Raw genomic sequence first — 12,249 nt, 5'->3', positions numbered from 1 at the left:
CCCGGCCTGCTCGGCGCTCGCCGAGTGGTGGGGCCGCCCCTATCTGGGGAGGAGCGGTCTAGCCGACGTCGAAGGTGTAGGTGATCTCCGGGGAGGTCACCGCGCCGTCGACGGCGTGGGTGCCGGTGACCTGGAACGTGAGTTCGTACGTTCCGGGTTCGGTGAACACCCAGGTCGGGTGGTGGTGGGATTCGGTGATGGCGGTGCCGGAGGCGTTGCAGGCGGGGTCGGTGTGGAAGCGGACGACGCCGGTGGTGGCGTCGTAGACCGAGGCGTTCCCGCCGGCCGGGGTGACCGCGTCGACGAGTTCGGCGTTCAGGCTGCCGCCGAAGTCCGCGAGCGTGAGGTCCTCGGTGCTCCAGCCGGCCCAGATCAGGCCGGTGGTCTGGGTGCGCGGGAGGACCCAGTTGTCGCCGGCGTCGAGCTTGCAGGCCAGCGCGCCGGGGCGGTTGACGAGGTGGCCGGAGTGGACGTCGAAGACCACGTCGGCGGCTTCGTAGGTGGTGGCGGCGGCCTCGTCGTGGACGTTGATGTCGAGGGCGTTCGCCGTGTCGTCGTAGGAGAAGGCGAGCACGTCCACATGGCCGGAGCCGATGGTCGTGGCCGCTTGGGCCTGGCCGGCGAAGGCCAGGGCGAGGGCCGCGCCGAGGACGGCGCCGAGTTTGATCGCGGTGCTGCGCATGGGGACTCCTACTTCTCGACCCAGAACCAGTAGTCGACCTCGCCGGTCGACACGGTCTCGCCGGTGGCGGCGAGTTCGCCTTCGGCCTCGACGGTGAGCTTGTAGAGGCCGGCCTCGCCGAAGGCCCAGTTCAGGTGGCCGTGGCCGCCGGCGGTGACGTCCCAGGAGCCCGGGCCCTGGTCCGAGTCGAAGAGGACGGTGGGGTCGCCGAGGTCGTCGACGGTGTAGAGGTCGACGTCGCCCCAGGCGTCGTGGACGGTGATGGTGAGGGTGTCGTCGGCGAAGTCGCCGGGGGCGATCTCCTCGGTGGCCCAACCGGGGAAGAGGAGGCCTTCGACGTGGGTGTCGGGGAGGATCCAGACGTCGGCGTCGCCGTCGTCCAGGAAGTCGTAGCCGGCGGGTGCGGTGGTCTTGGCCTCGCGGTTGACGGCGAGGAGGACGTCGGAGGGGGCGTGTTCGGCGTCGTTCTCCTCGTCGTGGACGTGGAGGTCGAGGGCGCCGTCCTCGTAGGCGATGCCGAACGCGTCGACGTGGCCTTCGGAGAGGACGGTGAGGGTGGAGCCTTGGGCGGTCGCCGGGGCGGCGGCGGTGGCCAGGGCCGCTGCGGCGGCGGCCGCGGCGGCGGCGTACTTCACGATGGTGCGCAAGGTGGGAGTTCCTTTCGGGTGCTTCAGATTGCGGTGAACGTGACGAGTGCGGTGTAGGTCCCGGACTCGACGTCGGTGGGCAGGTCCAGGAACAGGTCGGCCTGGAGCACTGCGGTGCCGGTGCCCGCGCCGGAGGCGGCGGAGGCGAGCAGTTGAGAGGTGGCGAGGCCGGGGCCGCCGTCGAGGAGGCCTTCGACGGCCGGGCCGGGGTTCACGGTCTGTTCGGCGCCTTTGGAAGTGAGGGTCGGAAGCCAGCCGAGGTGGGAGCCCGGCAGCTGGTCTTCCCCGGAGACGAAGGCCGAGACCTGCGCGGTGGCGTTCCATCCGGGGTCGGCCGAGCGGGTGTCGGTGACGGTGACCGGTCGCAGGTCGCCCGCGGTGGACCAGCGGGTGGCGTCGGGGCTGAGGGTCATCGCCGGGAGGGTGACGGTGCGGTCGGCCGGGTCGACGCTGAGGACCAGGCCGCCGGTGTCGGTGTCGAGTTCGGCGGTGATGGTCTGGGTGTTCTCCAGGACCGGGTCCGGGTCGGGGTCGCCGCCGTCGGGCCGTTCGCCGACGACGAAGAGGTAGTCCCGGGGCGGCGACGACAGCGTGGTCCCGTCGGTCGCCTCGGCTCGGGCCTGCCAGGTGAGGCGGTAGACGCCGGGTTCGGAGAAGAACCAGTTGGCGTGGGCGTGGGTGCGCGCCGAGGTGGCGATCGACTGCGGCAGCGCGTCGGCGGTGTCGACCTTCACGGAGGCGTCGCCGAAGTCGTCGACGGTGAGCATGACGAGTTCGCCGGGTCCGCTGAACCCGGTGAGGGTCAGGTCGACCGCGTCGTCGGCGAGGACGCCGGTCGGGATCTCGGCGGTGTCCCAGCCGGCGAAGAGGACGCCGTCCTTCTGGGTGTCGGGGAGGTGCCAGCGGGTCTCGCCGGGGGCGCCGACCTGGTCGTATCCGGGGTTCGCGAACTGGTCCCCCAGGACGATCTCGGATTCGGGGGCGGCGTGGAAGGCCACGTCGTCGGGGTCGCGGTAGACGTCGGCCGGGCCGTGGAGGCGGGTGCCGTCCTTGGCGCGCAGGTCGAGTCCGTTCTCGGTGTCGTCGACCGACAGGACGTCGACGTGGCCCTCGTCGAGGACGAGGCGGCCTTCGAGGTCGGATTCGTCGGGGAGGTCGGGGTCGGTCGGATCGGGGTCGGGATCGGGATCGGGATCGGCGGGCAGTTCGCCGACGTGCCAGTGGTACTCGACCTCCTCGGTCGTGACGGCGGTGCCGTCCGCGAGCGTGCCGGTCGCCTGCCAGGTGAGCGTGTAGGCGCCTTCGGCGGTGAACGCCCAGAAGGCGTGGACGTGCGCGGGGACGCCGACGGGGATCGCGTCGGGCAGGCCGTCGCGCGAGGAGGCGAAGAGGGTGGGCTCGCCGAAGTTCCGCACCGTCCACAGGACCGCGTCGCCCGGGCCGGAGACGTCGACGAGGTTCAGGGAGATCTTGTCGTTCTTGAACTGCCCCTTGGCGATCGGCTCAGTGCTCCAACCCGGCCACAGCAGGTTCGGGTCCTGGGTGAGCGGCAGCATCCACATCGGGTCGCCGGCGTCGCCGATGAAGTCCCAAATGCCGCCGCCCGGTATGGCCGTCTCGGCCTCGGGGAGCACTTGGAAGAGCACGTCGGCGGGGTCGTGGTAGCGCGTCGAAGCGCCGGTGTCGTCCTTGACGCGCAGGTCGAGGCGGTCGCCGTCCATATAGACCTGCATCGCGTCGGTGTGGCCGACGGACAGGAGGGTGCGGTCGCCGACGGGCTCGGCCGCGACCGGGGAGGGCCAGGCCAGTGGCAGCAACAGCACGGCGGCGAGCAGCGCCGGGCGCGGGCGTGAGCGAGCGGGGGCCATCGGGGTTCCTTGTCGGTCGGGGGGCGAGCGTCCAACTCATGGTAACGAAAATCGTTGTCATTATCGAGTCCGGAGTGGTGGGAATTCGGGGGGCGGGGTCCGCGTGCCGTCCAGGGCCAGGCAGCGGGGCACATTGGACCCCGAGTGACCTTGAATACCAAGGAGATGCGCATATGCAGACGCGGCCATGGACCGGCCGGTACGATGCGGCGACAGTGCCGGGTTCGGTTCGGGAGGGGGTGAAGCCGGATGACGTCACGCGGGGCGGACTGGGCACCTGGGCCGGCGTGGGACGCCGAGAGGCTCGCGCGGGCCGGACTCGTGCTGCTCGGTGAAGCGGGCACCGTCGAGGAGGTCCGGTCGGCGTGGAAGGTGTTCGTCTCGGCGGACGCCGAACCTTCGGTACGGATCTCGGATGCGCTGGGCGAGGCCGCGGAAGCGGTCCTGGAACACGCCTGGGTCGCGGTGGCCCGCCGGAATGGCGTCGTCTCGGACGTCGGGGAGTTCCTGCTCAGCGTCGAGGGCGAGGGAGCGTGGGGCAGGCCGTGGTTTCATGTCCGGACGGACGGGAGCCCGAGGATCGGGGACCTCGGCCCCTACCCGGGGCAGCCGGGGTTCATCGCGTCCAGCCTGGACCGCTCCGCGATGGTCGCGGTGAGCACCGAGGAGCACGAAAGCTGGATTCTGGTGGGCGGCGGGCAGACTGAACGATGAGCGGCGCGCCGGGGCGGGCCGGAACGCGTTCCGGCGGCGGCCGGTTCAGAGCGAGCGGGGCCGCGGAATCCGGGCGATGTCCTTGTTCATGGCCTTCCACTTCGGGTAGCCCTTGAGGAGCTGCCCGGTCTTGTACTCCAGGTGCGGCACGGCCTCGAGCGGCACGTCGGTGACGTTGGCGGCCCAGGTCACGAAGTCCGGCATGAGGTCCCTGACCGCCCGGATCACCGGGTCGCCCGGCTCGTACTTCCCGGGCAGGTAGCGCTCCAGGAAGACGAACGCGCTCACGGGGCTGACGGAGAAGCCGTTGAAGCCGTGGAACCAGCACATCTCGTCGATCGCCTTGATGTGCGGCTCTTCGAGTTCGCGGTTCCCGCTGATGAGATAGGTGAGGAACGCGCCGTTGCGCAGCCCCTGCTCCTCGTCGGTGGGCGCGACCATCTCGCCGGGATCGATCTCCACCTGCGGGAGCATCCGCAGGCGGGCCTTCCACATCGAGCGGACCGCGACATAGCTGAAGTCGAGCTTGCCGGGATCGCCGCCGACGCAGAAGATGTCCCAGTCGTCGAGGGACCTGAACGTGCCCTTGTAGACCTCCAGCGGCTCGCACCGGCGCGGCACGTACAGCCGGTCGACGAAGATCGCGTTCCGCTCCCGGTGGGGGCTCAGCAGCACCTCGATGTCGGGGTGGTGCCCGCAGGCGGTGACCATGTCGAAGTGGAAGTCGGAGTAGTCCACCGTGTACGACAGGGCGAAGTCGCCGCTGGGGGCGAGGAAGGACATGAAGTAGGTGCGGCAGTCGCCGTACACGTCGCCGCTCTCCCAGCACGCGTCCAGCACCAGCTCCTCGCCGTACCAGGAGGGGGCCGCGACGCCGAGCTTCTCGAGGCGCTCGAGCGCCTTGAGCGCGGCGCGCCGCCCGCCCGGCGTCTCCGCCAGCTCCGTCATCGCGGCGAGGCTCGCCGCCGAGTACGCGTCGGCCCGGTTGAGGAAGTACTGCACGGCGACCATCTGCAACTCGGCCACCGAAACGCCCTGGACCTCGGGGATCGTGGCGTTCAACCACATGTTGCCGAGGAACCCCGACAGGTTCGCCTCGACGGCGATGCGGTCGTCGGGCGCGGGGGTCTGGTCGGCGGGCAACCCGTCGAGGGTCTGTATCCACCGTTCTCGGTCTGCCTCGGTCATCGGCATAGAGGATGTCCCCTTCCGGAAATCGTGGAGTCGAGTATGCCCTTCGACACCGACAGTGTTCAACCCCTATCCGGTCACCGCGCGAAAGCGGCGAATCGGCGATACGGGGCACGGCGGGCGCGTCGGCACCGTCGAGCATCAGTCGGCAGCGCCGGGTTCGCCGTGCTCTGACGCTTCGAGGGCCCGGATCGCGAGGCGGCGGGCGTCGGCGAGGGCGGCCCGCTGCGCCTCGGTCGTCTCCGGTGGTCGCTCGAAGGCGTTGAGCCGCTTGAGGATAGGCGTGATCGTCCTGGCGGGGTCGAGGCCGCCGATCCCGCGGTCCTCGGTGAGGACCCTGCGGCTGAGGAAGGACCAGCGGCCGGTGCCGGGCGTGGCGAGGGTGCCCGCGGGGCTCCACGTGCCCCAGTACAGCGACCATTCGGGCCCGGCCCATTCACCGCCGTCGTAGCCGGTGATGACCTCCATGCCCGCGTCCAGGAACAGGATCGAGTGCTCGGGGCGGATCGAGCTGTCGAGCACCGCGCGCGGGCGGGCTGTCGCGGGGCCGACCGGCGCGGTGTACGCGGTGCGGCCGGCGGCACCGAGCGCGGCGGCGATCTCGGCGGCCGCGGCGTCGCCGTACCACGGCGCCTCCAGAGTGGTCACGGCGCCGCGGACGACGATCGGGGAAGGCGTCGGCATGGATCGATCCTCGCGGGTCGGCTTCGCCGAGCCTAGTCGACCTGAGGGCCCCGTCCGCCGAGGCGGACGGGGCCCGCTCCGTCACTGGGGCAGGTTGGCGATGACGAACGGGGCGTGGCCGTGGAGGTGGCCGTCCCAGCCGCCGGTGAGCGGCGCTCCGTCCGACAAGAGGTTGGTGGAGTCGGTGCCGACGTCCAGTTTCCATGCGGTCCAGGAGATCCGGTTGGCCGCCATCCAGTCGACCCAGCGCTGCGCCTCGTCGAGGCAGACGCGCCCGTCGAGGCCGCCGTCGGCGGCGCTCGCGCCCCACTCGGTGACGAACAGGGCCAGGCCGGCGTTGATCGCGGTGTTCGCCTTGTCCCGGTTCCACTGGGCGTGCGTGCACGAGTAGAAGTGCAGCGTGTACATCAGGTTCGTGCCGGACACCGGGCTGGCGGCCGCGACGTCCACGTCCTGCGACCAGGTCGGGGTGCCGAGCACGACGATGTTGTCGGGGTCCTGCGCGCGGATCGCCGCGGTCACGGCCTCGTGGTAGGGCTTGAGCGTGCCGGTCCAGGAGACCTGCTCGGGCTCGTTGTACGTCTCCCAGATGACGTTCGGCAGGTGCCCGTAGCGGTCGGCCAGGTCGGAGAAGAACGCGACCGCCTCGGACTGGTGCTGATGCGCTTGGTGCGCATGGAAGTCGACGATGACGTAGACGCCCGCCTCGGCGGCGTTCTGGATGACGGTCTCGACCTCGGCCTTCCATCCGTCCGGGTCGTCGAGGTACGCGCCCTCGGGCTCGACGCCCATCGCGACGCGGAACACCTCGATGTTCCAGTTGTCGCGCATCCACTCCAGCGCCGAGAGGTTCTGGGCGTAGGGCTGGGTCTGCCAGTGCAGCCACATGCTGGAGACGCCGCGCAGCTGGATCTCCTGTCCATCCTCATTGCACATGTTGTTGCCGCACACGCTCAGCTGCCCGTGCCGCTCCACCGGCGTGCCGGCGGGCGGCGGGTCGGTCGGGTCCGGGTCGGTGGGCTCGGGTTCGGTGGTCTGCTCGCCGTCGCCTTCGCCGCAGACGGCGCCGTTGACGGCGGCGTTCACGATGTCGCCCGCGGTGCCGCTCGCGGTGAAGCCGAAGACCTCCTTGGTCTGGCCCGAGGCGATCGATCCGTTCCATCCCGCGTCGGAGGCTTCGAAGTGCGAGCCGTTGAGCGACTGGCCGGTGACGTTCCAGGCGCTGATGCCGGAGACGGCGCCGGTGAAGTCCCATTCGACCGTCCAGCCGTCGATCGGCTCGTCGGCGGTGATGCTGACGTTGGCCTGGAAGCCCGAGCCCCAGTCGCCGACGACGTCGTACTCGACCTCGCAGCCCTCGGCCGCACTGGCGCCCTGCGCCGCGACGATCGTCAGCGCGCTCGCTCCGAGCGCGGCGACGGCCGCCCCGATGATCGCCGTTCTCCTTCGTCTTCGGTCCACTCGCATGTCCTCGCCCTTCACTGGCCTGGATGGCCGACTCGGCGACGGCCGGTCGGGTTGCGGAAGCCGGGGAAGCGCTCCCAAGCTTTATATTGAAGTTTGCCAATATTGTCTGGCGGAGTCAAGATCCTTCCCGAGTGGTGCCGGCGAACCGCCCCTATGCGGGCGGAGGGGCGGTGGAGCCGCGCGGGAACAGTTGCGCCGACTGGGACTCGACGGTGATCGACCGGGCGTCGGCGGCGGGGGTCCCGGTGTTGATGAGCGTGAGGAGGATGTCGGCGCAGGTGATCCCGTACGCGGTGATGTCGCGGGTGAGCGAGGTCAGGGCGGGGTGGGTGAGCCGGCACAGCGACGAGTCGTCCCAGGCGACGATGGAGAGCTGCTGCGGGACCAGGAGTCCGAGCTCGTGGGCGACGGCGAGTCCGGCGACGGCCATGACGTCGTTGTCGTAGATGATCGCGGTGGGGCGGCCGGAGGTCGTGAGGAGGCGCCGGGTCGCCTGCGCGCCCTGCTCACCGGTGTAGTCGACGTGGATGGTGGTCACCGATTCGAGGCCGAGCGCGGCGGCCGTGTGGGCGTAGGCGGTGTCGCGGACGCCGGTGTGGAGCAGGCGGGGCAGTCCGGCGACGCGGGCGATCCGCTGGTGGCCGAGGGTGTGCAGGTATTCGAGGATCTCCTGGCAGGGCGCGGCGTTGTCGTGCCAGACCGCCGGGAGCCGGACGTTCTCGACGGGGCCGCCGACGACCACGGCGGGCAGTCCCAGGTCGGCCACGTAGTCGAGCCGCTGGTCGTTGATGCCGATGTCGCACAGGAAGACGCCGTCGACGCGCCGCTCGGCCCACCAGCGGCGGTAGACCTCGAGCTCCTCGTCGACGGTGCCGACGATCTGGAGGGTCAGGCCGTAGGAGCCGGCGGAGAGGGTGGCCTCGATCCCGGAGATGAGCTCCATGAAATAGGGCTCGATGCCGAGGGTGCGGGCGGTACGGCGCAGGGCGATGCCGACGGTCTGGGCCGACGAGACCGAGAGGGAGCGCGCGGCCCGGTTGGGCACGAACCCCATCTCGGCCGCGATCGCGAGGATCTTCGTCCGCGTGGTCGCCGATACGCCGGGCCTGCCGTTGAGCGCGTACGAGACCGCGCCTTTGGACACGCCCGCCGCAGCGGCGATGTCAGCGATCGTCACACGCCTGGCCATGGGTTTCCTCGGTGTGGTGGGGTGCCGGCTGACTGCTACGGGTGGGCCGCGACCCAGTGGTTCTCCGAGACCTCCGTCAGCGGCGAAGGATCGACCTCGCGGTCGCCGTCGGGTTCGAGTTCCTCGGGCGTCTGGGGGTCGTCCGACCATTTTCGGTGCAGTTGGGGCACCGACGCGATCAGATTTCGCGAGTACGGGTGCTGCGGGTCGGTGAACACCTTCCCGGTCGCCCCCATCTCCACCACCGCGCCGTGGCGCATGATGACGACCCGCTCGCTGATGTAGTTCGCGAGCGAGAGGTCGTGGGTGATGAACAGGACGCCGAGGCCGCGTTCGCGCAGCTCCCCCAGCAGGTTCAGCACGTCGATCCTGGTCGACGCGTCGAGCATGCTGATGATCTCGTCGGCGACGAGCACCTGGATGTCGAGCAGCAGCGCGCGGGCGATGAGCATGCGCTGGAGCTGCCCGCCGCTGAGCTGGTGCGGGTACTTGCCGAGCACCGAGCCGGGGTCGAGCCGGACCGACTGGAGCACGTCGTCGACCTTCGCGGTCCACTCGGCGCGTTTGAGCTGCGGGAAGTACGACTCGCGGACCGTGTCGAAGACCCTGTCGGCCTTGAAGATCGGGTTGTAGCTGCTGAACGGGTCCTGGAACACGCCCTGGACCTTGCGGTAGTACACCTTGCGTTCGTAGTGGCCCTTCGCGGTCACGTCGACGCCGTCGAGCAGGATCGACCCGCGGGTCACGGAGGTGAGCTGGAGGACCATCTTCCCCACCGTGGTCTTCCCGCTGCCGGACTCGCCGACGACCGAGAGGACCTCGCCGGGCGCGATGTCGATGCTCACGTCGCGCACGGCCACGAGCCGTTTCGAACCGAGCGCGCCGACCCGGTAGGACTTCCAGACCTGTTTGAGTTCGAGCATCAGTCCTCCGCCTTCCAGCACGACACTTCATGGCCCGCGTCGACGGCCACGACCGGCGGTTCCTCGGCGCACTCGTCCGAGGCCAGGGGGCACCGGTCGCGGAACCGGCACCCGGTCGGCGGGTTGAGCAGCTGCGGCGGCTTGCCGGGAATGCTCTGGAGCCGCTCGTCGCCGTGCTCGAGCCCGACCTCGGGCAGGGCGCCGATGAGCGCCTTCGTATAAGGGTGCTTGGGGGCCTTGATGATCGTCTCGGCCGGAGCCTTCTCGACGATCCTCCCGGCGTACATGATCATGATGGTGTCCGCGATCTGGTACACCAGCGAGAGGTCGTGGGTGACCACGATCATCGACTTCACGAAGCCCATGTCGCGGAACCGGACCAGCGTCTCGGCGACCGCCTTCTGGTTGGTGACGTCGAGCGCGGAGGTCACCTCGTCGGCGATGAGCAGGCTCGGGTCGAGCAGGGTCGACAGGACCATGACCACCCGCTGCTTCATCCCGCCCGACAGCTCGATCGGGTAGTTGTCGAGCACCTTCTCGGAGAGGCCGACCAGTTCGAGGCGGTGCACGAGCTCGCCCTTGATCTCCCGGTACGACTTCCCCCGCGAGCGCAGCAACTCGGCGATCATCTTCCCGATCTTGCGGGTCGGGTTCAGCGCGCTCATCGAGTACTGGGGGATGATCGAGACCTCCTTCCAGCGGTGCGTGTTCATGGCCCGGTCGTCGCCGATGGGCAGCTCGGCGCCGTCGAGCACGGCCTTGCCGCCGACGTGCTGCATCCGGCCGTCGAGCCGGATGAGGCTCTTGCCGAGGGTGGTCTTGCCGCAGCCGGACTCGCCCGCGAGACCCACGATCTCGCCGTCCGCCAGCGAGAACGAGACCCCGTCGAGGGCGCGCACGTCGCCTTTCATGGTGCGGTAGTGGACCTGCAGGTCCTCCACTTCCAAGGTCATCGCTACATCTCCCTCAGCTTGGGGTTGAAGACCTCGTCGAGTCCGACGTTGGTGATGTACAGGGCGCCGACGATCAGGGTGATCGCGAGGCCGGGCGGGACGAACCACCACCACATTCCCAAGTGGAGCGAGCTCCACGCCATCGACTGCTGCATCATGGTGCCCAGCGACACCGCGTTGGTGGGCCCGAGGCCGATGAAGTCGAGCATCGCGGCGAAGAGGATCGCCCCGCCGAAGAGCAGGATCACCGACATGAGCAGGTAGGAGGCCATGTTCGGCATGATCTCGCGCATGATGATCTGCGGGGCGCGCTTGCCGGTGAGGCGCGCGAGGTCGACGTAGTCGCGGTTGCGCAGCGTGAACGTCTGCGCCCGAACGGCTCTGGCGACCCACGGCCAGGAGAATATGCCGATGATGACCGCCTGGGTCACCACGCCGCGCACCTCCAGGTAGGAGCTGATGACGATGAGCACCGCCAGGGCAGGCAGGACCAGGACCACGTTGGTGATCATGTTGAGGATCTCGTCGACCATGCCGCCCCGGTAGCCGGCGGCGAAGCCGATCGCGAGGCCGATGACGAAGGAGATGCCCCCGCCGAGCGCGCCGACGAGGTAGGACGAGCGCAGTCCGTGGACGAACTGGGTGAACACGTCCTGTCCGAAGTAGGTGGTGCCCAGCCAGTATTCGCCGGAGGGCGCCTCGGACTTGGGGCCGACGTACTCGTTCGGGGAGTCGGAGAGGAAGAACGGTCCGACGAGGCCGAGCACGAGCAGCGCGAGCACGATGCCGAGGCCGATGGCGACCTTCGGGTTGCGCAGGGCGAAGTAGAGGTGCTCGTTGCGTCGGCCGACGACCTCGGTCTGGAGTACGACTTCGGCGCTCATGACTGGCCTCCTTCGAGTCCGAGGCGGGTGCGGGGGTCGATCAGGACGTACACGATGTCGGCCAGGAAGTTGAACACGAGGACGCCGATCACGATGAACAGCAGGATGCCCTGGAGCAGGAAGAAGTCCTGGTTGCTGACGGCGTTGAGCAGCAGGCTGCCCAGTCCCGGGTAGGCGAAGACGACCTCGGTGACGAGGGCGCCGCCGACCACCACTCCCAGTTGGAGCGCGAGCCCGGTGACCTGGGGCAGGACGGCGTTGCGGAAGGCGTACCGCCGCACGAGCCGGTTGGGGGCGCCGAGGGCCTGGAGGTAGTTGGCGTAGTCGGATTCGAGCTCGTAGATCACGAGGTTGCGCATGCCGATCGCCCAGCCGCCGAGGGCGACGAGGAAGAGGGAGAGGAACGGCAGGACCCAGTGGTGAACGAGGTCGACGATGAACGTCCAGGTGAAGGCGGGGGTGAGCGCGAAGCTGTAGCCGCCGGCGACCGGGAACCAGCCGAGGATGATGCCGCCGACCCACGCGAGGAGGATCGCCAGCCACATGTACGGCACGGCGGTGAGGACGTAGCCGATCGGCAGGGCGCCGTTGTCGAGGAACTTGTTGCGGGCGGCCATGGCGCCCATGGCGTTGCCGACGATCCAGCTGAGGAGGATCGAGGGCAGCAGCAGCGCGAGCGTGTAGGGCAGCGCGTCGGCGACCACTGAGGACACCGGTGCCGGGAACGCGAAGACGCTGACGCCGAGGTCGCCTTGGAACAGTGCGACCCAGTAGTTGAGGTACTGCTTCCACAGTGGCACGTCGAGGCCGAAGATGTCGTTGAAGTAGCCGCGCATGGCCTCGGAGGACTCGAGGTTCGACACCGAGTTGCGCGTGAGCATCCGGGCGACGGGGTCGCCGGGCATGAGCCGCGGGACCGCGAAGTTGATCGAGACGGCGATGAAGAAGGTCAGTCCGTAGATGAGCAGTTTGCGCCTGAAGTATCGGCCCATGTGAACTCCTGGAAGACGGGGTCGGGTCGGGGCCGGGCCTGTCGGCCCGGCCCCG

Annotated in this window: 12 protein-coding genes; 1 reads left to right on the top strand and 11 read right to left on the bottom strand. The window is 69.5% G+C overall.

The features are described from left to right. Window positions 1-58 precede the first annotated feature (58 nt). Genes BLQ63_RS20140 through BLQ63_RS20130 form a run of 3 tightly spaced genes read right to left on the bottom strand, consistent with a single transcriptional unit; the run spans window position 59 to window position 3,197 of the window. Entirely contained in the window at window positions 59-682 is a 624-nt protein-coding gene (locus BLQ63_RS20140; RefSeq protein ID WP_091039321.1) for a choice-of-anchor M domain-containing protein, read from the bottom strand. A gap of 8 nt (window positions 683-690) precedes the next feature. Then, window positions 691-1,329, bottom strand: coding sequence for a choice-of-anchor M domain-containing protein (locus BLQ63_RS20135; RefSeq protein WP_143015006.1), 639 nt, complete (start codon window positions 1,327-1,329; stop codon window positions 691-693). A 23-nt stretch (window positions 1,330-1,352) separates the two neighbouring features. Continuing rightward, window positions 1,353-3,197: a choice-of-anchor M domain-containing protein gene (locus BLQ63_RS20130; RefSeq protein WP_091039317.1), complete on the bottom strand. Its 1,845-nt coding sequence runs from the start codon at window positions 3,195-3,197 to the stop codon at window positions 1,353-1,355. Between the two features lie 249 nt (window positions 3,198-3,446). Between BLQ63_RS20130 and BLQ63_RS20125 the strand changes: the two genes are divergently transcribed. Beyond that, window positions 3,447-3,911 carry a hypothetical protein gene (locus BLQ63_RS20125; RefSeq protein WP_091039315.1) on the top strand — a complete coding sequence of 155 codons (465 nt, stop codon included), beginning with the start codon at window positions 3,447-3,449 and terminating at the stop codon, window positions 3,909-3,911. A 45-nt stretch (window positions 3,912-3,956) separates the two neighbouring features. On the opposite strand, the gene BLQ63_RS20120 is transcribed toward BLQ63_RS20125, so the two are convergent. The 8 genes from BLQ63_RS20120 to BLQ63_RS20085 all read right to left on the bottom strand — a co-directional run bounded on the left by BLQ63_RS20120 (window position 3,957) and on the right by BLQ63_RS20085 (window position 12,194). Continuing rightward, window positions 3,957-5,099: a hypothetical protein gene (locus BLQ63_RS20120; RefSeq protein ID WP_091039312.1), complete on the bottom strand. Its 1,143-nt coding sequence runs from the start codon at window positions 5,097-5,099 to the stop codon at window positions 3,957-3,959. A gap of 144 nt (window positions 5,100-5,243) precedes the next feature. Continuing rightward, the gene (locus tag BLQ63_RS20115) at window positions 5,244-5,786 is read right to left on the bottom strand and encodes a hypothetical protein (RefSeq protein ID WP_091039310.1); all 543 of its coding nucleotides are present in this window, start codon (window positions 5,784-5,786) and stop codon (window positions 5,244-5,246) included. Between the two features lie 81 nt (window positions 5,787-5,867). Further along, a complete protein-coding gene (locus tag BLQ63_RS20110; protein ID WP_177155027.1) occupies window positions 5,868-7,247 on the bottom strand; it encodes a cellulase family glycosylhydrolase in 1,380 nt (459 codons plus the stop codon). 157 nt (window positions 7,248-7,404) lie between these two features. After that, the gene (locus tag BLQ63_RS20105) at window positions 7,405-8,442 is read right to left on the bottom strand and encodes a LacI family DNA-binding transcriptional regulator (RefSeq protein ID WP_091039305.1); all 1,038 of its coding nucleotides are present in this window, start codon (window positions 8,440-8,442) and stop codon (window positions 7,405-7,407) included. Window positions 8,443-8,477: 35 nt separating this feature from the next. Continuing rightward, complete coding sequence (locus BLQ63_RS20100; protein WP_091039426.1) at window positions 8,478-9,365, bottom strand: ABC transporter ATP-binding protein; 888 nt, start codon at window positions 9,363-9,365, stop codon at window positions 8,478-8,480. Continuing rightward, window positions 9,365-10,318, bottom strand: coding sequence for an ABC transporter ATP-binding protein (locus BLQ63_RS20095; RefSeq protein WP_091039302.1), 954 nt, complete (start codon window positions 10,316-10,318; stop codon window positions 9,365-9,367). Before BLQ63_RS20095 ends, BLQ63_RS20100 begins: the two co-directional genes overlap by 1 nt. Before the next feature lie 2 nt (window positions 10,319-10,320). After that, a complete protein-coding gene (locus BLQ63_RS20090) occupies window positions 10,321-11,202 on the bottom strand; it encodes an ABC transporter permease (protein ID WP_091039300.1) in 882 nt (293 codons plus the stop codon). Beyond that, complete coding sequence (locus BLQ63_RS20085; RefSeq protein WP_091039297.1) at window positions 11,199-12,194, bottom strand: ABC transporter permease; 996 nt, start codon at window positions 12,192-12,194, stop codon at window positions 11,199-11,201. Before BLQ63_RS20085 ends, BLQ63_RS20090 begins: the two co-directional genes overlap by 4 nt. Window positions 12,195-12,249 lie beyond the last annotated feature (55 nt).

Source organism: Glycomyces harbinensis (genome assembly GCF_900101745.1).
GTDB classification, from domain to species: domain Bacteria; phylum Actinomycetota; class Actinomycetes; order Mycobacteriales; family Micromonosporaceae; genus Glycomyces; species Glycomyces harbinensis.
The sequence above is the reverse complement of the archived record's forward strand: the minus strand, read 5'-3'. Positions and strand labels throughout refer to the sequence as shown.

Coding starts and splice junctions, on each gene's coding strand:
- BLQ63_RS20140 (WP_091039321.1), bottom strand. CDS start 682: ATGCGCAGCACCGCGATCAAACTCGGCGCCGTCCTCGGCGCGGCCCTC.
- BLQ63_RS20130 (WP_091039317.1), bottom strand. CDS start 3,197: ATGGCCCCCGCTCGCTCACGCCCGCGCCCGGCGCTGCTCGCCGCCGTG.
- BLQ63_RS20125 (WP_091039315.1), top strand. CDS start 3,447: ATGACGTCACGCGGGGCGGACTGGGCACCTGGGCCGGCGTGGGACGCC.
- BLQ63_RS20120 (WP_091039312.1), bottom strand. CDS start 5,099: ATGACCGAGGCAGACCGAGAACGGTGGATACAGACCCTCGACGGGTTG.
- BLQ63_RS20115 (WP_091039310.1), bottom strand. CDS start 5,786: ATGCCGACGCCTTCCCCGATCGTCGTCCGCGGCGCCGTGACCACTCTG.
- BLQ63_RS20105 (WP_091039305.1), bottom strand. CDS start 8,442: ATGGCCAGGCGTGTGACGATCGCTGACATCGCCGCTGCGGCGGGCGTG.
- BLQ63_RS20100 (WP_091039426.1), bottom strand. CDS start 9,365: ATGCTCGAACTCAAACAGGTCTGGAAGTCCTACCGGGTCGGCGCGCTC.
- BLQ63_RS20095 (WP_091039302.1), bottom strand. CDS start 10,318: ATGACCTTGGAAGTGGAGGACCTGCAGGTCCACTACCGCACCATGAAA.
- BLQ63_RS20090 (WP_091039300.1), bottom strand. CDS start 11,202: ATGAGCGCCGAAGTCGTACTCCAGACCGAGGTCGTCGGCCGACGCAAC.
- BLQ63_RS20085 (WP_091039297.1), bottom strand. CDS start 12,194: ATGGGCCGATACTTCAGGCGCAAACTGCTCATCTACGGACTGACCTTC.